The following is a 21,351-nucleotide window of genomic DNA, read 5'->3' on the forward strand; positions in this document are numbered from 1 at the left end:
AAAACAAATATACTTTAAAGATTTAAGTAAAAAAACTATATTTATAACACTTCTAAAATGATTAAAACATAATAATTTTGAATTTTTTAGCTCATATTTATTTATCTGGTGAAAATGAATTACTTAAAATAGGTAATTTCATGGCTGATGGTATACGTGGAAAAGAGTATACCAAATTTGATATTGAAATTCAAAAAGGTATTCTTTTGCATAGGTTTATAGATTCTTTTACAGATGCTCATCCTTTGTATAGGAAGAGTAAACATAGGCTTCATAAAAATTACGGTCATTATGCTGGTGTTATTATGGATATTTTTTATGATCATTTTTTAGCAAAAAATTGGATCAGCTATCATTCTATACCGTTAGATCTATATGCTCATGCTTTTTATCAATTACTAAAAGACAATTATAATTTATTGACTCATAAGACGCAAAATATGCTTCCTTATATGATTGCTAATAATTGGCTTGTAAGTTATAGCACACTCACAGGAATTGAAATGATTCTTTTACAGATGGATTATAGAACGCAACATAGGGTAAATATGCCGCAAGCAATTTGTGAACTAAAAGAGTTTTATCTTCTTTTTGAAGAAGAATTTACGGCTTTTTTTGAAATTCTAATGAAAGAGTCTGATTTAAAAAGAGCTTCTTTTTAAACAATTTATTATGGTTAAAAAAATAGAAGTTGTTTGAAAGTAATTATCTAATATTAGTTTTCCTATTGGCTAAAAAAATCAATTTATAAGCATTATGTAACTTGCTTTAGATGTTTTCTTCTGATTGAGAGAACTTTTTAGAGCATCTTCTAATGTAAATAATACAGAAAAATATTAAGTTAAGATATTTTTCTGTATTATACTTTAGACAATTAAACTGTTTTTAAAATTTGAGATGCGTGTTCTTTTGTTTTTACTTTTAAGATGATATCTTCTATATATCCTTTTTCATCAATTATAAATGTGGTACGATGAATTCCATCAAACTCTTTTCCCATAAATTTTTTAGGCCCCCATACTCCGTATGCTTGAATTATTTCTTTATTTTCATCTGCTAATAAAGGAAAAGGGAAACTAAATTTTTCTGAAAATTTTTTTTGGTTTTTAGCGTTATCTGCACTTACTCCTAAAAGAACATAATTAAGTGAGGTAAATTTTTCAAAATTATTACTTAAATCACATGCTTCAGCAGTACAACCTGGGGTATTTGCTTTTGGGTAAAAAAATAGTATTATTTTTTTACCAGTATAATTTTTCAATTCATGCAAATTTCCATTTTCGTCTAAAACTGAAAAATCAGGAGCTTTATCTCCAATTTTTAAATTTGTCATTGTTTTACTTATTTTTGGTAAAAATAAAGAATAATGAACAAAGCAGAAAAAGTTAATTTTGTAATTAATACTCTTAAAGAACTCTACCCCACTATACCTATTCCTTTAGATCATAAAGATCCTTATACTTTATTAATAGCGGTCTTACTTTCTGCTCAATGTACTGATGTAAGAGTTAATCAGATTACACCTCTTCTTTTCGCAAAAGCAGATAATCCATACGATATGATTAAATTAAGTGTTGAGGAAATTCAAGAAATTATTAGACCTTGTGGACTATCTCCTATGAAATCAAAGGGGATTTATGGATTATCTCAAATTTTAATTGAAAAACATGAAGGAATAGTGCCTGTTTCTTTTGATGCGCTAGAAGCTTTACCTGCGGTGGGACATAAAACAGCTAGTGTTGTTATGAGTCAAGCTTTTGGTATTCCTGCTTTTCCAGTTGATACTCACATTCATAGGTTAATGTATCGCTGGAATCTTTCAGATGGTTCTTCTGTACAACAAACTGAAAAAGATGCTAAACGGCTTTTTCCTAAAGAAATGTGGAATGATCTTCATTTGCAGATTATATGGTATGGTCGAGAATATTCTCCGGCAAGAGGTTGGAAACTTGAAAATGATATTATTACTAAAACGATTGGAAGAAGTAGTGTTATCAAGGAATATAATAAAAAGCATCCTATTTAAGGATGCTTTAACATTACATAATCAAGTATTAATTGGTAACTAACTCAATTTTTTTACCATCTACTTTTATTATTTTTAAATCTCTTGAGTAACTCAAAATAAAATTTACCGTTTCTTTTTTTGGCATTATTTTAGAAAATCGAGATGTTTTTTTCGTGTAAAGTTTTGCCATAATAGTATTAAATAATCATTTGTATTACAACGTAAACTTTTTATTTTTATTGTTTTTAACTAGCTAAAGTTATATTATTTTTTTCTATACTTCTTCTCATATTAAGTAAAGCATAACGCATACGACCTAGAGCTGTATTGATACTAACTCCTGTTATTTCTGCTATTTCTTTAAAACTCAAATCGTCATATATTCTCATTTCTAATACTTGACGTTGATCATCTGGTAGTTCTTCTATCAAACGGATCAAATCATTTTCTACTTGTTCTGTGATCATCTTCATTTCAATATTAGGCGAACCATCTGTAATCAGAGAAAAAACAGAAAATTCTTCTGTATCTCGATATTTAGGCATTTTCTTTTCTTTTCTAAAAGTATCTATAATTAAATTATGAGCAATTCTCATAACCCAAGGCAAAAATTTTCCTTCTTCATTATAATGTTTTCCACCTCCTTTTAAAGTTTTGATTACTTTAATGAAAACATCTTGAAAGATATCATTTGCTATTTCAGTATCTTGTACTTTTGAATATATAAAACTGTAAATTTTAGTTTGATGACGATCAACCAATTGAGCTAAGGCATTCTCATTACCTTCTATATAGCTCCTTACTAAGAGTGCATCTGGAATTATAGTAGTAGTCATAAACAATACTTTTTAAAAGTTATTCAGGTAAAAAACTAAAATTAAAAGTATTATTGCTTTATAGGCCTCTATATTATATGTTATAACACAAATTTATAACTATTTTCTTTATAAGAAGAAAAAATATTTTTTTTTAACATTTTTATAAAAATATTTTTTCTTACAAAGGCAGGTTCAGAATGCTTTTTAAAGTTATTATTTGATAAGTATCGTAAAAATCAAAACTGCTAACATGCTTCCTAAAATAGGTCCTATTACAGGAATCCAACTATAAGACCAATCAGCATTATCTTTATGTTTAATAGGTAAAATAGCATATATGATACGAGGACCTAAATCTCGTGCGGGATTAATAGCATATCCTGTGGCTCCACCTAATGAAAGTCCTATTCCTAAAACCAATAAAGCAACGGGCAATGCGTCTAAACTACCCAAAGAATTTTCTGCTCCTGTTAAAAACAAGATTCCTATGACTAGAACAAAGGTGGCTATTATTTCTGAAATTAAGTTGTGTAAAACATTTCTAATTGCTGGTTCATTACAAAAAGTAGCTTTTACTAATCCAGTATCTTCTGTTTCATCATAGTGTTGTTTATAAATTAAATACACTAATAATGCTCCCATCATAGCTCCTAAAAATTGAGATAAGATATAATATGACATGTCTTTCCAAGTTAGTTTACCCAAAATGGCTAAAGCTAATGATACAATAGGATTTAAGTGAGCGCCACTGCTTGAAGCGGTTATATAAACTCCTACAAATACAGCGATCGCCCATCCAAATGTAATGACAATCCAGCCTCCGTTATGTCCTTTCGTTTTATTTAATACCACATTAGCAACTACTCCATTACCTAGTAGTAACATGATCATGGTTCCAATAAATTCTGCTAAAAAAGGATTCATCATTTTTATTTTATTAAATATTGATTAGCTAATTGTTTAAATTCTTTAATTTGTTTTTCCATACTTTTAAATGTTATATTTTTTTCCTTGGCTATTATTTCGGCAACTGTATCTGTGCATTCTAAGCAAGCAGAGGCATCTAAAAATAATAATCGAATGCGTCTTGCTAAAATATCTTCTATTGTTTGAGCCATTTCGTTACGAAGAAACCATACTACTTCTGCTTTTGTGTAAGGATATTTTGGATGAAGTAATTCTGCAAGTTCATTATTATGAACTAATAGTTCTTTTATTTTAGGTATATCGGCTCCATAAATAGTTAAATGAGTAGAATCGTTTAGACGAGTCCAACCATGTATTTTTAATTGTTGTGTTTGGCATTTTTTAAACGGTAAATTAGCTGCTTGAATAGCTGTATTTATAGTATCTTCTGCCATACTTCTATAAGTTGTCCATTTTCCTCCAATAACATGAATTAAACCTGATGGTAAAATGGTTATTTCATGATCTCTAGGCATTACTTTGGTTGTAGTTATATCTTCTTTTTTTACTAAAGGTCTTAATCCTACAAATATACTTTTAACATCGTTTTTAGTTATCTTGTGAGAGGAATATTTATTAAAATGTTTTAATATAAACTGTATTTCTTCTTCTAGAGCTAAGGGTTCGGTTAAGACTTTATCGACCGCTGTATCTGTAGTTCCTAAAATTATTTTATCATACCAAGGAATGATAAAAAAAACTCTACCATCATCTGTTTTAGGCATCATTAGGGCGTGATGTCCTTTAAAAAAACAGGAATCAATAACTAAATGAATTCCTTGAGATGGTGCTATTGTTTTAGAGTTAGTATTTTCAGCTAAAGACAAGAGATCATCTGCAAAAACGCCTGTTGCATTAATCACTACTTTTGATCTAATGGAATATTCTTCTTGAGTTAACACGTCTTTTACTTTAACTCCTTTTAAATGTTTTTTATCTTTTATAAAATCTATTACTTCAAAATAATTAATAATTATTGCTTCTTTTTCAACGGCTGTTTGTGCTAAATTTATTGCTAATCGACTGTCATCAAACTGACCATCATAATACAGTATTCCTCCAAATAAATCTTTTGATTCTAAATCTGGTAAATATTCTTTTGTTTGTTTTTTAGATAAGAATTGAGTTACTCCTAAACTTAATTTACTTGATAACAGTTCATATATCCATAATCCTATTCCATAAAACCATTTATCATACCAATGATAAGCAGGCATTACAAAAGGCACTTTTTTACAAACATGAGGTGCATTATTTAATAATCTTCCTCTTTCTAATAAGGCTTCTCTTACTAATCGTATATTTCCTTGGGCTAAATATCGAACTCCTCCATGAACTAGTTTTGTAGCTCGACTTGAAGTTCCTTTGGCAAAATCATTTTTTTCTATTAATAATGTTTTATATCCACGAGAGGCAGAATCTACGGCACATCCTAATCCTGTTGCTCCTCCTCCAATTATAATAATATCAAAATCATTAGTAGATTTTAGTTTTTGTATTTGATCTTGTCTATTCATTTATATAAATGCTACGGATGCGTTAATAGTTTTTTTCCAACCTTCATTTAAAGAATTTCGTAATTCAGGTTCCATTGTGGAGGTAAATACTTTTTCTACTTGCCATTGTTGTTGTAATTCTTCTATACTTTTCCAAAAACCAATGGCTAAACCAGCTAAATAAGCAGCTCCTAGGGCTGTAGTTTCTGTAATAATAGGTCTTATTACTTTGCTATTTAATACATCGGCCTGAAATTGCATGAGTAAATTATTAACTGTGGCACCTCCATCTACGCGTAATTCTTTTATATAAATATGGCTATCTGCTTGCATTGCTAATAATACATCGCGTGTTTGATAGGCTATACTTTCTAAAGAAGCTCTAGCTATATGAGCTGCTTTAGTTCCTCTTGTTAATCCTGTAATAGTTCCTCTTGCATGCTGATTCCAATAAGGTGCCCCTAAACCAGCAAAAGCGGGTACTACATAAACTCCTTCTGTGGTTAATACTTTTTCAGCTAATGTTTCTACATCTTCCGAAGATTCTATAATACCTAAACCATCTCGTAACCATTGAACAACGGCACCCGCAATAAAAACGCTTCCTTCTAAAGCGTAATGTGTGACTCCATTTATTTTCCAGGCAACGGTTGTTAACAAATGATTTTGAGAGGGTATTAATTCTTCTCCTGTGTTCATTAGCATAAAACAGCCTGTTCCGTATGTATTTTTGACCATTCCTGGTTGAATGCACATTTGACCAAATAAGGCTGCTTGTTGATCTCCTGCTATTCCTGCTATTGGAATAGTAATTGTTTCGTCTAAAACATTTGTATAGCCGTAAATTTCACTACTACTACAGATTTGGGGTAAAATGCTCATCGGAATATTTAATATTTCCAATAATTCTTCATCCCATTCACAATTATGAATATTACAAAATAGGGTGCGACTTGCGTTACTAACATCAGTAACATGAACTTTACCTTGAGTTAGATTCCAAAGTAACCAAGTGTCAATAGTCCCGAATAAAATTTCTCCTTGTTCAGCTTTTGTTCTTGCTCCTTCAACATGATCTAAAATCCACTTTACCTTTGTTCCACTAAAATAAGAATCAACTACTAAACCTGTTTTTTGTTGAATTATGTTGTTTAGACCTCTAGACTTCAAATCATCACAAAAGACAGCTGTTCTTCTATCTTGCCAAACAATTGCATTGTAAATGGGCTTCCCTGTTTTTTTATCCCATAATACTGTGGTTTCACGCTGATTGGTAATACCAATAGCTTTTATTTCTGAAATTTTAATTTGTGCTTTTTTTATAACTTCAAAAATAGTTGTAAGTTGTGATTCCCAAATTTCTATGGGATCATGTTCTACCCAACCTGGTATAGGGTAAATTTGTGAAAATTCTTTCTGAGATACTGCTACAACATTTCCTTTTAAATCAAATAAAATAGAACGGCTACTTGTAGTTCCTTGATCTAATGATAATATATAATTTGACATAATATGCACGCATAGTTTTACCAAATATAACAAAATCAAAATCTATTTTTAAAAAAATGTCAAAAAATATTATTATTATTGTTTTCTAACTTTTTATTAAATAAGCTACAAGCTGAGAAATTTATTGTTTTTAGGAGTTAAAGAAAAAAGAAGTTATCCTAAAAGGTAGCATTTTGTATTTTAACTTCATTTAATTATCTTACTTAAATCGAAATTAAGGCAAAATGAGCAGCTATAAAGAATCAAATATTATTATGTTTAGATTCTTTCTTAGTGTGAAAATAAGAAACTTAACACTAAGTTGTTCTCTTTTAGGAATCCTTCTTTTTATATTTTTTTGTTGTTAAAATAATTATTTTTTTTTGATATCATCTTGATTTCTGAAGACTAAATGATTATCAAAACAGTCTAAAAGAATCATAGTTTCTGTGGTTATTTTACTTGCTAAAATTTCCTTCGAAAGCTGGTTTAAAACTTCTCTTTGAATTACTCTTTTTACGGGTCTTGCGCCAAATTCTGGATCAAATCCTTTTTCTGATAAATAGGTAATTGCTTCAGGTGTTGCATCCATTGTTATATTTTGATGTGCTAACATTTTGGTTACACTTTTTAGTTGTAAGGCTACAATTTCTTTAATGTTAGTATTGGTTAATGGAGTAAACATAACAATTTCATCTATTCTATTAATAAATTCTGGTCGAACGGTTTGTTTAAGCAAGCCTAAGACTTCTATTTTTGCTAACTCTGTAGCAGCTTCTATGGATCCTCCTAAATTTTCAAATTTTTCTTGTATTATTTGACTTCCAATATTAGAGGTCATTATAATAATGGTATTTTTAAAATCGGCCAATCGTCCTTTATTATCGGTTAATCTACCTTCATCTAAAACTTGTAGTAAAATATTGAAAGTATCTGGGTGTGCTTTTTCAATTTCATCTAGTAATACTACAGAGTACGGTTTTCTTCTTACTGCTTCTGTCAACTGTCCTCCTTCATCGTATCCAACATAACCTGGAGGTGCTCCAACGAGTCTACTTACACTATGACGTTCTTGGTATTCGCTCATATCAATACGAGTCATGGCGTTTTCATCATCAAAAAGATATTCCGCTAATGCTTTTGCTAATTCTGTTTTGCCAACGCCTGTTGTACCTAAAAACAAAAAGGATCCAATTGGTTTTTTAATATCTTGTAAGCCTGCTCGGCTTCTGCGTACTGCATCGCTAATAGCTTGTATTGCTTCTTCTTGTCCTACGACTCTTTTATGAAGTTCGTCTTCTAGTTTTAATAATTTTTCGCGTTCACTTTGCAACATTTTTACTACTGGTATTCCTGTCCATTTAGCTACTACTTCTGCAATATCATCTTGCGTAACTTCTTCTTTTATTAAAGAATTTTCTTGTTGGTTTTCATTTAATTCTTTTTGTAAGCTATTTAATTTTTCTTGAGCTTCTTTAATTTTTCCGTATCTGATTTCGGCTACTTTTCCATAATCTCCATCTCTTTCGGCTCTTTCGGCTTCTAGCTTTAGATCTTCTATTGTTCGTTTTACATTTTGAATAGCGTCTACTAGATCTTTTTCTGATTTCCAGCGAATAAAGATATCATTTCGTTCTTCTTTTAAGTTAGCTAAATCTAAACCTAATGTTTTTAATTTAACCTCATCATTTTCTCTTTTTATGGCTTCTATTTCTATTTCTATTTGCATAATTTTTCGATCCAAAACATCTAATTCTTCTGGTTTAGAGTTGATTTCCATACGCAATTTAGAAGCTGCTTCATCCATTAAATCAATTGCTTTATCAGGTAAAAAACGATTAGTAATATAACGTTGAGACAATTCGACTGCGGCTATAATAGCGTCGTCTTTGATACGTACCTTATGATGTGTTTCATATTTTTCTTTAATTCCTCTTAATATAGATATGGCACTTTCTGTATCAGGTTCATCAATATTTACTTTTTGAAAACGACGTTCTAATGCTTTATCTTTCTCAAAATATTTTTGATATTCATCTAAAGTGGTAGCTCCAATAGCTCTTAATTCTCCTCTTGCTAAAGCTGGTTTTAAGATATTCGCTGCGTCCATTGCTCCTTCTCCTCCTCCTGCACCAACTAATGTGTGTATTTCATCTATAAATAATACAATATCTCCTTCTGCTGAAGTTACTTCTTTTACAACGGACTTTAGACGTTCTTCAAACTCTCCTTTGTATTTAGCTCCTGCTATAAGAGCCCCCATATCTAACGAATAGACTATTTTATCTTTTAGATTTTCAGGTACGTCTCCATCTACTATTCGGTGTGCTAGTCCTTCTGCTATGGCTGTTTTTCCTACTCCAGGTTCTCCTATAAGCATTGGGTTATTTTTTGTTCGTCTCGTTAGTATTTGTAATACTCTTCTTATTTCTTCATCTCTTCCAATGACTGGATCTAATTTTCCAATTCTAGCTAATTCGTTTAAGTTTTTGGCATATTTATTTAATGAATTATAGGTTTCTTCTGCTGATGCTGATGTAACTCGTTCGCCTTTTCGAATTTCTGCAATAGCGCTTTCAAGTCCTTTTTCGGTAACGCCTTGATCTTTTAAAATCTGAGCTACTTTACTTTTTGATTTGAAAATAGCTAAAATTAGATGTTCTATTGAAACATATTCATCATTTCTTTTTTTGGCTATGTTATTTGCTTCAATTAATGATGTGTTTGCTTCACGAGAAAGTATTAGATCACCACCTGATACTTTAGGAAAATTCTGAATTGTACTTTCTAGTATTTTTTTAAAAAGTTCTACGTTTACATTTAGTTTTTTTAGTATAAAAGGTGCTACATTTTCATCTACTTCTAGAATTCCTTTAAAAATGTGTTCATTTTCCAGTTGTTGTTGTCCACTGCCTTGTGCTATTTGTTGGGCTTCTTGCAAGGCTTCTTGCGATTTAATTGTTAAATTATTTAAGTTCATTTTAGTTTTAATTTCAAGTTCAACATTTTAGTTTTAATCTTAGGAGTATTTTTAAACTTTTATTTGTTTTAAAATAAACAATTTATGTTCCATTGCAATTCTTAAGACAAAATGTCTTTTATTTAAACATACAACTTACACAAAACAGTCAAAATGACAGAGTTATATCTTTCTTGTAGATGATTATAAAAAAATTAGATCAGAAGCAAAAAACAACAACGAATTGACCGAAATGAGTACGATAAATGTTGTTTTTTTGAATAGGTAGAAAATATTTTATATTTAAGAGTTCGTTATTTTGGTATGCTTCTATGTTTTTTAGTGATGAAAATGACGTTATACTTTCACTAGTAAAACTTTTGGAGATAAAAAATTAAACAAAATAGTGTTAATAAAAATTCAGTTTATATCAAACATCTAAATCAAACAATTTTCTTAAGGTATCTAAAGCTGGATTTATATCGCGCATTAATTGATATTTTTCTTCTGCTGTAAATGCTTTTTTTGTTTCAATGGTTTCGTTAAGTTTAATCTCTAAATTAATAGTATGGTTATGTAGTTTTCCTCTTAGATAACCTAACAAATCATGTTTTTCTCCTTCGAAATCTATTTTTGAACTTTCATTAGGCAATTCATGAATAATAGTAGTTCCTTCTAAAATAGGATCATTAATGAGCATTAAGGATTCTAAAATTTTATATCCTTTGTTTCCTAATTTTTGAGCATACTTTAACCATTGCTCTAGCATTTCGGTTTCAGTAAATGGTTCTACTGGTAGTTCATCATGATGTTTTTGTTCTGGTTTTAATTGAGCTTCTAATTCTTTTTTTACTCGGATACTTGACAATGATAAAGAGGATACTTTAGGGCCTATATCTTGGGTAGTTTCAGGCTTAGATTCTTTTTTTTCAGGAGAAACTTGCTCTTTATTTAGTTCTTTTCCTGAAAGATTTACTTTATTGGTGAGCTGATTTTTTGGCGTTTCAACAATTGGTTTTACCTCTGTAATGGAAAAACTAGAGTTTCTATAATAAGTAGGCGGGATTATAAATGAGTTAGCTTTTTTTTTTCTCCATCAAAAGTGATAGAGGCTAACTGCATTAAACACAACTCAACCAAAAGACGTTGATTTTGGGAGGTTTTGTATTTTAAATCACAATCATTAGCTAATTCAATACCTTGCAATAAAAAATCTTGTGATGCTTTTTGAGCTTGTTCTCCATAAAGTTTTTGTGCATGTTCTCCTGCTTCAAGAAGTATTAAAGTGGTTGGATTTTTACAAACTAACAAATTTCTAAAATGGGAAGCTAAACCTGCCACGAAATGATGGCTATCAAAACCTTTTGCTAAAATTTCGTTATAAGCTAATAATAAATCTGGAATTTTATTTTCTAATATTAAATCTGTTACCTTTATATAGTACTCGAAATCAAGTACGTTTAAATTTTCAGTTACAGCAGCTCTTGTTAAATTTTTACCACAATAAGATACTACGCGATCAAAAATAGATAGAGCATCACGCATAGCTCCATCTGCTTTTTGTGCAATTATATGCAAAGCATCATCTTCAAACATAATACCTTGATTCCTTGCCACTTCTGCTAAATGTTCTTTGGCATCTTTAACTGTTATTCTTTTAAAATCAAAAATTTGACAACGAGATAAAATGGTTGGTATAATTTTATGTTTTTCGGTTGTAGCAAGTATAAATATTGCATGCCTAGGAGGTTCTTCTAATGTCTTTAAGAAAGCATTAAAAGCCGCAGTTGACAACATGTGCACCTCGTCTATGATATATACTTTATATTTACCTGTTTGTGGTGGTATTCGTACTTGATCTATCAAATTACGAATATCATCTACTGAGTTATTAGAAGCTGCATCTAGCTCAAATACATTAAAGGCAAAATCTTCATAGGGATCATCATATCCTTCCTGATTAATTTTTCTTGCTAAAATTCGAGCACAAGTAGTCTTTCCTACTCCTCTAGGACCTGTAAATAATAACGCTTGAGCTAAATGATTATTATCAATGGCATTTAATAAAGTATTAGTAATAGCCTGTTGCCCAACAACATCCTTAAATGTTTGAGGTCTGTATTTACGAGCTGATACAATAAACTGTTCCATAGACAAAAATGAGCTACAAATATAACAGATTAAAACGATAGTTTCCAAAAGGAAGTTTTTTTTATTTTCAGATTGCTTTAAACATGAAAACTAAAATATTTTATTTTTTAGAATTAAATTGGCAATTATATCATTAGTTATTCATAAGTTTGCAGAGCAGATCGCCTTATCGCTCTCTATTTTTAGAGGGAGGAAAGTCCGGACACCATAGAGCAAGCGTAGCGGGTAACACCCGTCACTTTGAAATAATTCAGAGGAGGACAAGTGCAACAGAAAGAATGTACAGATAATGCTGTAGTGAAATCAGGTAAACTCTATGCGGTGAAATGCCATGTATATCAGTAGTTAAGGGTTGCTCGCCCGTTGCTGAGGGGTAGGCAGATGGATCAAATTAGCAATAATTTGACTAGATAAATGATAAGGACATATTTATTATGTACAGAATCCGGCTTACAGGTCTGCTTTTTTTTATTTTACTCCCACCTTTACACTCTCTTTTTTATTCAAGTAAAAAAATCAAAGTCAATAGAGAGATAATTTATAATTCTGATATTTATAAAAAAAGCCAACTTTGAAATTTTCAAAATTGACTTTTACCACACTAAATGAAATGAGTGTATACTAAACAAACATTCTTACAATATCTTCTTTTAAATAGCTCTATAAAATGAAAGAAAGCACCTCTATTCTTGGGGATAAGAGGCACTTCTCAATCAAATAAACAAACTAAAAAACTAAACTATCATGAATTTATTTTCAGATTTTTTAAAGGTCTAAAAACAAATGTTGTTCTGATTTCTGTTACAAATATAAAACAAGTTTCGATTAAATTACAAATAAAATCGATAAAAAGCATATTTTATTTTAAAAAGTAAGAAAAAACTTACGTTATGAGTTGTTTTCAAGGGGATAATCGACTAATTTCCCAATTAAATTCTTCTTTTAATTGATACCTAATACGATCATGTAGCCTATTTGGACGTCCTTGCCAGAACTCTACTTCTTTAGGTTCTATTAGAAATCCTCCCCAATAATCTGGTCGAACAATATCTTTTCCTTTTAAATCTATTTCTAATTTATGTAATTTTTGATCTAAAAAGGCTCTACTTGGAATTACTTCACTTTGTTTTGAAACTATTGCACCTAATTTACTTCCACTAGGTCTTGAATCAAAGTAAGCATCTGAGATAGAAGGTGAAATTTTTTGAGCTATTCCTTTTATAATGACTTGACGCTCCATTGAATGCCAAAAAAAAGAAAGACATACGTTTGGATTTGCTGTAATTGCTTTCCCTTTTTCTGATAAATAGTTGGTATAAAAAACAAAACCTTCTTCATTGTATCTTTTCAACAAAACCACTCTTGCTTTTGGAAACCCATCTAGTCCTATTGTTGAAATCGTCATAGCATTTACTTCATCTACTCCCCCAAATTCTTCTACCTCATGAAACCAACGATGAAAAAGATTTATAGGATCTTCTGGAATGTTTTCTTCTAATAATTCACTCCTTTGATATACTTTTCTATAATTACTTAAATCTTCCATTTTTGCTAATTCAGTTGTTATTTTTTTTACTGTGTAAGAAATACAAACTTATTATTTTTAACAATTCAAAGTTTTTTTATTCTACAAATTTACTTTGTATCATGATTTATTTTTATTTCAAGCGACTTTGGTTTTATAGCTGTATGCTATTGTTTCTTTATATTTCTGTATTGATAATATAAATGATTCTTCAGTATAGAATAAACTTCTTAATTTATCCTAAATTTTATTTTAATCTTTATTTTACGACAGATAAAGTATACTAAAATTTTCCACGTACTAAAATCATAAATGGAGTACTTTTTTAGATTTAAAAATTTTTTATCTAAAATTACCATTAACTAAATCTAATATTTCATTTTATTCAGATAGGTTAATGGTATAGATTTAAACTTGATGGAAGTTCTCAGAATAAATCTATTGTTACTTATCTTCTAATAACGATGGTTAATATAGTTTTTTTCTTACTATTAATTTAGAAGAATTTTATTTAAAATTCAAAACAAGCACCATCATCTCCTAATAAGACATTTTTAAATACTGCTTCTGCTTCTTTTTTAAAAGGTTTTATAGATTCGTATCGAGTAGAATAATGTCCTAGAATTAATTTCTCTACATTAGCTTGTTGAGCTATTAAGGCTGCTTGTTGAGCTGTTGAGTGCATTGTTTTTTCAGCAATATGTTCTTCTCCATTTAAAAACGTAGACTCATGATAAAGGACTTGTACTCCTTTTATGATAGGTACTATGCTTTCATCATATATTGTATCAGAACAAAAAGCGTAGCTTTTGGGCTTAGGAGGATCAAGACTTAGAACTTGGTTTGAAATTACACGTCCATCTTCTAAAACAACATCTCGTCCATTTTTAATATTTTGAAAATAACAACTTTCTATCTGATATTCCTGTACTTTATCTATATTTAGTTTTCGTTCCTTTTCTTTTTCTATAAATAAAAAACCATTGGTATAAACTCTATGTTTCAAAGGAATTGTTCGTACTATTACTTTTTTGTCTTCGTATATAATTTCTGTTTTTTTAGATTTAAGTTCTACAAAATTCAATTCATATTGAGGCCATGAGTTTGCTAAACGTAATTGTAATTTAATAACTTCTTTTATACCTACGGGTCCATAAATCGTGAGTGGGTTATGTCTGTTTAATAAGGTAAAAGTAGAGATTAACCCTATCAGTCCATAAAAATGGTCTCCGTGTAAATGAGAAATAAAAATGTGATTAATAGCCGTAAATCGAATTTTATTTTTCCTCAATTGTGTTTGTGTTCCCTCTCCACAATCAATTAAAAATAAACGATTATTAATTTCTAAAACCTGCGATGTAGGATTGGTAAATGTCCTAGGTGTAGCAGCATAGCAACCTAAAATAGTTAAATTCATCTAATTCATAAAATATAACAAACATTGCAGCTTTAAAATCATACGATATATGGAGCTGCAATATTTTTATTTTTGTTTTCTTCTGTTTCGTTCTTTTTTTATCAGTGTGAGTTCTCTACTTGTTTGACCTGCTACTGATGTATTTTCTTCGGCTCTTCTTATTAAATAAGGCATTACATCTTTAACTGGGCCAAAAGGTAAATATTTAGCAACATTATACCCGTTCGCTGCTAAATTATAACTAATATTATCACTCATTCCGTATAATTGACCAAACCAAACTCTAAAATCATTTTTAGCGACTCCTTTATGTGCCATTATTTCCATTAGCTTATATGAACTTTCTTCGTTATGAGTTCCTGCAAAAATGGCCATTTTATCTATATGTTCCATCATATAAGCTACTGCATCATTAAAATTATAATCTGTTGCTTGTTTAGATTCACATATTGGACTCTTGTAACCTTTTTCTTGCGCTCTTGCATTTTCTTTTTCCATATAGGCTCCTCGAACTAATTTCATTCCTATATGAAATCCTTCTTTTTTAGCTTGAGCATGTAATTTTTTTAAATACCCCAAACGATCCCAACGATACATTTGCAATGTATTATATACGATGGCTTTTTCTTTATTATATTTTTGCATCATTTGAGCTACTAAATTATCAGCAGCATCTTGCATCCAACTTTCTTCTCCATCAATTAATAGAGCAATATCATTTTCATAAGCTAACTTACATACCTTATCAAAACGTTCTTCTACTCGCTTCCATTCTGCCTGTTCTAACTCTGTTAATTCTTCTCTTTCCCCTATTTTTTGATACAATTCAAATCGCCCGAAGCCAGTAGGTTTAAAAACAGCAAAAGGAATCGCTTTTTTTTCTTTAGCAAAAAGAATAATTTTTAACGTCTTATTCATTGCATCATCAAAAGCCGATTCATCTTCTTTTCCTTCTACAGAGTAGTCTAAAACTGATGAAACTCCTTTCGTAAACATTTTATCTACTACAGGAATACAATCATCTTCTGATACTCCTCCACAAAAATGATCAAACACAGTAGCTCTAATTAATCCTTCTACTGGCAATTTTGCTTTTAGAGCAAAATTAGTAACGGCTGTCCCTATTTTCACTAAAGGCTCAGAATCAATTACTTTAAACAAAAAATGAGCCCTTTCCAACTCTGTATCGCTTTTTAAACTAAAAGCATTTTGTGTATTGTCAAATATTTTTTCCATCTTATTTTTTTTCTTATGCAAATATAAAGTCATGACTTCATAATTTATATAGTATTTTTTATTTTATTTTGCACAAAAACTTAATTCTCAAAAAAATGCAGGCTCCTTTTTCAGTATATTTTGTAAATAATGATTATTATGTATTAAATCATTTTCTAAAAGAAAATAAATTTTCAAAAATTTTCATTATTGTAGATGAAAACACTAATGAATATTGCCTTCCTCATTTTTTACCAAAATTAGAAACTGAACTATCTTTAGAAATAATAGAACTAGAAGCAGGTGAAGAAAATAAAACAATTGAAACTTGCGTGAATATATGGGAAGCTTTAACTGAATTAGGTGCTGATCGAAAAAGTTTAATTATTAACATAGGCGGAGGGGTTATTACAGATATGGGAGGATTTATTGCCTCTACTTTTAAAAGAGGTCTTTCTTTTATAAATATTCCCACAACCTTACTCTCTATGGTAGATGCTTCCATTGGAGGTAAAAACGGAATTGATTTAGGCGGACTCAAAAATCAAATTGGAACGATTACACAACCTAATATGGTATTAATTGATTCCTATTACTTACAATCTTTATCACAAAGAGAACTCCGCTCAGGTTTAGCAGAAATGCTCAAACATGGGCTTATTGCTAACAAAAATCACTGGAATCGTTTTAAAGATCTTTCTTCTATTAATTTTCAGGATTTTGATTCAATAATTAAGGAATCAGTAACTATAAAAGCACAAATTGTGGAACAAGATCCTCGAGAAATAGGCATTAGAAAAACGCTTAATTTTGGGCATACATTAGGACATGCAATCGAAACTTTTTTTTTAGAACATTCTAACAAAGAACGATTACTCCACGGAGAAGCTATTGCTTGCGGTATGATATTAGAAAGTTTTTTATCATTCAAAAAAAAGCTTTTATCAGCAGATGAATATCTGGAAATAAAAAATTTAATCTGTGGCATATACGATTCTATTTCTTTTGATTCTGATGAAATTAATTTTATTATCAATTTATTAATTCATGACAAGAAAAACGAATTTGGAAAAGTACAATTTAGTCTTCTAAATTCTATCGGTCAATGCGTAATAAATCAAACAGTAGAGCACTCTGAAATTCTGGCTGCTTTTAATGATTATAAAAATTGATTTTTTTAAAAATTTTCTTTGGAGTAAAAAGCTATTATTTTTTATTTTTGCCAGCATGGATGAACCCCTTTACACCGAACTAGAAATCATTTTTGCGAATATTCGTATTTGAATAAATTGTATAGAGTTTTTTTATTAATTTTAATTACAATTTATTTATAGCTAAATGAATACAAAATATTTCGACTTAATCAATCAAACATTTTATTTTCCTCAAGAAGAGTTCACTTTAAGCAAAGATCACCTACAATTTCATGGTATTGACCTAATGAAATTAGTGGAACAATACGGAACACCTCTAAAGTTTACTTATTTACCTAAAATTTCTCAAAATATCAACAAAGCCAAGATGTGGTTTCGTAATGCCATGGAAAAACATGGATATGAGGCAAAATATTATTATTGTTATTGTACTAAAAGTTCACATTTTGAATTTATTTTAAATGAAGCTTTAAAAAACAATATTCACATTGAAACCTCTTCTGCTTTTGACATTAATATTGTTGAAAAATTAATGGAAGATGGAAGAATCAATAAAAACACTTTTGTTGTTTGCAATGGTTTTAAACGCGGACAATATGTAACCAATATTGCCCGATTAATCAACAATGGACATAGAAATACAGTTCCTGTAATTGATAATTTTGAAGAATTAGACCTATTACAAGAAGAAATAGACGGTAAATTTAAAATAGGAATCCGTATAGCAGCCGAAGAAGAACCTAAATTTGAATTTTACACGTCTCGTTTAGGGATAGGTTATAAAGACATTGTCCCTTTTTATAGAAAAAACATTCAAGACAATAAAAAAGTTGAATTAAAAATGCTTCACTTTTTTATTAATGCTGGTATACGTGATACTGCCTATTATTGGAATGAACTATTAAAATGTATGAAGGTTTACATTAATCTAAAAAAAGAATGTCCTACTTTAGATAGTTTAAACATTGGAGGAGGATTTCCTATCAAAAATTCATTAGCTTTTGAATACGATTATCAATACATGGTAGATGAAATATTGAATCAAATTAAAATTGCTTGTGACGAAGCAGAAGTTCCTGTTCCTCATATATTTACTGAATTCGGATCCTTTACAGTTGGAGAAGCAGGAGGAGCTATCTATCAGGTATTGTATCAAAAAAAACAAAACGATAGAGAAAACTGGAATATGATAGATTCTTCTTTTATCACAACTCTTCCTGATACATGGGCAATTAACAAACGCTTTGTCATGCTAGCCGTAAACCGCTGGAATGACACTTACGAAAGAGTACTCCTAGGAGGTTTAACATGTGATGGTGATGATTATTATAATTCTGAACAGCACATGAATGCAATTTATCTACCTAAATACAATAAAGAAAAGCCCTTATATATCGGTTTTTTCAACACAGGTGCCTATCAAGAAACTATAGGAGGACATGGAGGTTTACATCACTGTATTTTGCCACAACCTAAACACATTTTAATTGATAAGGACAAAAATGGCATTTTTGCAACAGAAGTTTTCTCAGAAGAACAAAAAGCAGAAGAAATTTTAGAAATCCTAGGATACAATAAAAAATAATCACAAAAAATACAAACACAAACAATAAATAAAAATGAGTAAAGGACCTATTAGTCAATTTATTGAAAAACATTATCTTCATTTCAATGCAGCAGCCTTAGTAGATGCAGCCAAAGGATATGAAGAACATTTGTTAGACAATGGTAAGATGATGATTACTTTAGCAGGAGCTATGAGTACTGCTGAATTAGGCAAATCATTAGCAGAAATGATACGTCAAGACAAAGTACACATCATTTCATGTACTGGTGCTAACTTAGAAGAAGATATTATGAACCTTGTTGCTCATAATTCATATAAAAGAGTGCCCAATTACCGAGATCTATCACCACAAGAAGAATGGGATCTATTAGAAAATCACTACAACCGTGTAACAGATACCTGCATCCCTGAAGAAGAAGCATTCCGTCGTTTACAATCACATTTATTTGATATTTGGAACAAAGCAGATAAATCAGGCGAAAGATATTTCCCTCATGAGTTCATGTACCAAATGATTAATTCTGGTGTATTAGAACAATATTATGAAATTGATCCAAAAGATTCTTGGATGGTGGCAGCTGCTGAAAAAAACTTACCAATAGTAGTACCAGGATGGGAAGACAGTACAATGGGCAACATCTTTGCTTCTTATTGCATTAAAGAAGAATTTCAAGCAACTACCATGAAAAGCGGTGTAGAATACATGATGTGGTTAGCTGATTGGTACACTAAAAACTGCGAAGGAAAAGGAATAGGATTTTTCCAAATAGGAGGTGGTATTGCAGGTGATTTCCCTATTTGTGTTGTTCCTATGTTATACCAAGATATGGAAATGCACGACGTTCCTTTCTGGAGTTATTTCTGTCAAATTTCAGACTCAACTACTAGTTACGGTTCTTATTCTGGTGCTGTTCCTAATGAAAAAATTACTTGGGGTAAATTAGATATTACGACTCCAAAATTCATTGTTGAATCTGACGCAACTATTGTTGCTCCACTAATTTTCGCATACGTTTTAGGTCAATAAAAAAAGATTACCCCCAATTTATGAAAAGAGTTATTGTAGATTATTCAAAACTTACGAGTGAAATTTTAAACCTTTTAGTAGAAAAATTCCCTGAAGGTTATGATGATTCTGACATCATTCGTTTTAAAAATGCTAAAAATGAAACAATTGAAGCTGTTGAAGTTAGAACTGAAGATACTATTTATTTAGTAAAAGTAAGCACTAAACTAGCTGATCGAATTGTGAACTTTGATGACGATGACGATATCGATGGTGATGATACATTAGACGCATTAAAAGACTTAGAAATTGATTCTGATGCAGCATCTGATGAAGAAAAAGAAGACTCATCTGATGAGGAAGATTCTGAAGACGAAGAAGACGAAGAAGACGAAGAAGACGAAGAAGACGAAGAATAATAATAGAAAAGGGTTCAAAAAATTTTGAACCCTTTTTCTTTATATACAAATTCACTCGATTCTTTTCAGAAATCTTTATCATTTAATACTTCTTCTAAAATATTGAATCAAACTTACACCATTTAAACTTAAAATATACGGGATTAAAAAGTAAAATTCTCGATCTCTTTTTATTTTAAAATAACTCGAACAAACGGTTGAGTATATGATTGGAATCATCGTTAGTTCCAGCGCGAAGTGCATCGAGAACCAACACTAATTTTTATTACTTTTGTTGGATAATACCTAAATCAACATATAGTTTGTCACTCCTACGTAAGGAGGAGTCTCTTAATCAATAGTATGTGATTTCTCCCTTTGGTCGAAATGATTGCGAACTTTTTGGACAGTCTCGAGGTAAAAAAAATAGTATTATCATTAATTATAAATAACAGATCTTATTTATTATCAAAATAAAAGTAAATACATAATTTTAGTATAAATCTGGAAATTCATAAAAAACAAAGTATATTTTATTATCAAACATCTACCTCTCTAGCTGTCCCAGACAAGAATACCTCCCTCTATCCTCAATTACCAGAACCCTAATTCTTAATCAAAAAAAATTCCTTAAAAGAAAAAAATCATCATTTAGTTTAACATCCTCCTAACAGCACATAATCTACATAAGAAATATCATATAATTTATTTGCCTCATTCTTATTTAAATATTTTAAAAAAACAAAAGTAACCGAACTAAGTTAAACCAGAAATTTATTTAATTTCAAAAAAAATTTGCTCTATATAGAATTAAAATCCTAAATCACGTTCTATTTCTTCCATTTCAATTATATCATGTGCTTCTAACAAGGTAGGAACCACCAAAATAGTATCTGGAATTTCATTAAAGTCAATTCCTTCAGCTACTAATACAAAAGATTTTTTTAGTACCCTATGCTTATCTGACAATTCCACAAAAGAACTAATAGCTTCTAAATCAAATGATTGATCATGTGTAATATCAATAATTAAATTAGAATTTTTAAAGGAATTATATTGACTTATTAATTTTTGTAGAAAAATATCAGAATTTCCTTCTGTATCTTTTATAATGGTAGTATGGCCTTTATGATCAACTTTCATTGCTATTTTTTATTTGCTAAATTAAACATTCATTTATTAA

Annotated in this window: 18 protein-coding genes and 1 other RNA gene; 7 read left to right on the forward strand and 12 right to left on the reverse strand. The window is 30.0% G+C overall.

Annotation, left to right across the window (positions count from 1 at the left end):
- Positions 1-77: 77 nt before the first annotated feature.
- Positions 78-662, forward strand: coding sequence for an acyl carrier protein phosphodiesterase (locus ACUXZJ_RS13820; RefSeq protein WP_060382545.1), 585 nt, complete (start codon positions 78-80; stop codon positions 660-662).
- Between the two features lie 212 nt (positions 663-874).
- On the opposite strand, the gene bcp is transcribed toward ACUXZJ_RS13820, so the two are convergent.
- Positions 875-1,333, reverse strand: a complete 459-nt coding sequence (gene bcp / locus ACUXZJ_RS13825; protein WP_060382546.1) for a thioredoxin-dependent thiol peroxidase — start codon at positions 1,331-1,333, stop codon at positions 875-877.
- 33 nt (positions 1,334-1,366) lie between these two features.
- On the opposite strand from bcp, the gene ACUXZJ_RS13830 reads away from it, so the two are divergent.
- The gene (locus ACUXZJ_RS13830; RefSeq protein WP_060382547.1) at positions 1,367-2,026 is read left to right on the forward strand and encodes an endonuclease III domain-containing protein; all 660 of its coding nucleotides are present in this window, start codon (positions 1,367-1,369) and stop codon (positions 2,024-2,026) included.
- A 227-nt stretch (positions 2,027-2,253) separates the two neighbouring features.
- Here ACUXZJ_RS13830 and ACUXZJ_RS13835 read toward each other — a convergent pair whose 3' ends face one another.
- The 7 genes from ACUXZJ_RS13835 to dnaX form a co-directional block, all read right to left on the reverse strand.
- On the reverse strand, positions 2,254-2,844 hold the full coding sequence (locus ACUXZJ_RS13835; RefSeq protein ID WP_063743014.1) for an RNA polymerase sigma factor: 591 nt from the start codon (positions 2,842-2,844) through the stop codon (positions 2,254-2,256).
- A 195-nt stretch (positions 2,845-3,039) separates the two neighbouring features.
- Complete coding sequence (locus ACUXZJ_RS13840) at positions 3,040-3,750, reverse strand: MIP/aquaporin family protein (protein WP_060383854.1); 711 nt, start codon at positions 3,748-3,750, stop codon at positions 3,040-3,042.
- Between the two features lie 5 nt (positions 3,751-3,755).
- The gene (locus tag ACUXZJ_RS13845) at positions 3,756-5,309 is read right to left on the reverse strand and encodes a glycerol-3-phosphate dehydrogenase/oxidase (RefSeq protein ID WP_063743015.1); all 1,554 of its coding nucleotides are present in this window, start codon (positions 5,307-5,309) and stop codon (positions 3,756-3,758) included.
- The gene (glpK, locus tag ACUXZJ_RS13850) at positions 5,310-6,797 is read right to left on the reverse strand and encodes a glycerol kinase GlpK (protein ID WP_063743016.1); all 1,488 of its coding nucleotides are present in this window, start codon (positions 6,795-6,797) and stop codon (positions 5,310-5,312) included.
- Between the two features lie 352 nt (positions 6,798-7,149).
- On the reverse strand, positions 7,150-9,756 hold the full coding sequence (clpB, locus tag ACUXZJ_RS13855; protein ID WP_063743017.1) for an ATP-dependent chaperone ClpB: 2,607 nt from the start codon (positions 9,754-9,756) through the stop codon (positions 7,150-7,152).
- Between the two features lie 409 nt (positions 9,757-10,165).
- On the reverse strand, positions 10,166-10,603 hold the full coding sequence (locus tag ACUXZJ_RS13860) for a hypothetical protein (protein WP_060382552.1): 438 nt from the start codon (positions 10,601-10,603) through the stop codon (positions 10,166-10,168).
- A gap of 197 nt (positions 10,604-10,800) precedes the next feature.
- Positions 10,801-11,886, reverse strand: coding sequence for a DNA polymerase III subunit gamma/tau (dnaX, locus tag ACUXZJ_RS13865; RefSeq protein ID WP_060382553.1), 1,086 nt, complete (start codon positions 11,884-11,886; stop codon positions 10,801-10,803).
- 153 nt (positions 11,887-12,039) lie between these two features.
- Between dnaX and rnpB the strand changes: the two genes are divergently transcribed.
- An RNA gene (gene rnpB / locus ACUXZJ_RS13870) (RNase P RNA component class A) lies at positions 12,040-12,355 on the forward strand.
- 432 nt (positions 12,356-12,787) lie between these two features.
- On the opposite strand, the gene pdxH is transcribed toward rnpB, so the two are convergent.
- From pdxH to ACUXZJ_RS13885, 3 genes are all read right to left on the reverse strand, one after another.
- Positions 12,788-13,432, reverse strand: coding sequence for a pyridoxamine 5'-phosphate oxidase (gene pdxH, locus ACUXZJ_RS13875; RefSeq protein ID WP_060382554.1), 645 nt, complete (start codon positions 13,430-13,432; stop codon positions 12,788-12,790).
- Positions 13,433-13,922: 490 nt separating this feature from the next.
- Positions 13,923-14,828 carry a ribonuclease Z gene (locus ACUXZJ_RS13880; protein ID WP_060382555.1) on the reverse strand — a complete coding sequence of 302 codons (906 nt, stop codon included), beginning with the start codon at positions 14,826-14,828 and terminating at the stop codon, positions 13,923-13,925.
- A gap of 66 nt (positions 14,829-14,894) precedes the next feature.
- Positions 14,895-16,064, reverse strand: coding sequence for a proline dehydrogenase family protein (locus tag ACUXZJ_RS13885; RefSeq protein WP_063743018.1), 1,170 nt, complete (start codon positions 16,062-16,064; stop codon positions 14,895-14,897).
- Positions 16,065-16,159: 95 nt separating this feature from the next.
- On the opposite strand from ACUXZJ_RS13885, the gene aroB reads away from it, so the two are divergent.
- The 4 genes from aroB (at position 16,160) to ACUXZJ_RS13905 (ending at position 20,189) form a co-directional block, all read left to right on the forward strand.
- Entirely contained in the window at positions 16,160-17,215 is a 1,056-nt protein-coding gene (aroB, locus tag ACUXZJ_RS13890) for a 3-dehydroquinate synthase (RefSeq protein ID WP_063743019.1), read from the forward strand.
- Positions 17,216-17,381: 166 nt separating this feature from the next.
- On the forward strand, positions 17,382-18,782 hold the full coding sequence (locus tag ACUXZJ_RS13895) for a decarboxylase (protein ID WP_014164206.1): 1,401 nt from the start codon (positions 17,382-17,384) through the stop codon (positions 18,780-18,782).
- Positions 18,783-18,816: 34 nt separating this feature from the next.
- Positions 18,817-19,791 carry a deoxyhypusine synthase family protein gene (locus ACUXZJ_RS13900; protein WP_063743020.1) on the forward strand — a complete coding sequence of 325 codons (975 nt, stop codon included), beginning with the start codon at positions 18,817-18,819 and terminating at the stop codon, positions 19,789-19,791.
- Between the two features lie 20 nt (positions 19,792-19,811).
- Positions 19,812-20,189, forward strand: a complete 378-nt coding sequence (locus ACUXZJ_RS13905; protein WP_063743021.1) for a hypothetical protein — start codon at positions 19,812-19,814, stop codon at positions 20,187-20,189.
- Between the two features lie 789 nt (positions 20,190-20,978).
- Here ACUXZJ_RS13905 and ACUXZJ_RS13910 read toward each other — a convergent pair.
- Positions 20,979-21,311 (reverse strand): hypothetical protein, encoded by a 333-nt coding sequence (locus ACUXZJ_RS13910; RefSeq protein ID WP_060382560.1) that lies wholly within the window; start codon positions 21,309-21,311, stop codon positions 20,979-20,981.
- Positions 21,312-21,351 lie beyond the last annotated feature (40 nt).

This window comes from Flavobacterium sp. TN-1 (genome assembly GCF_052828645.1).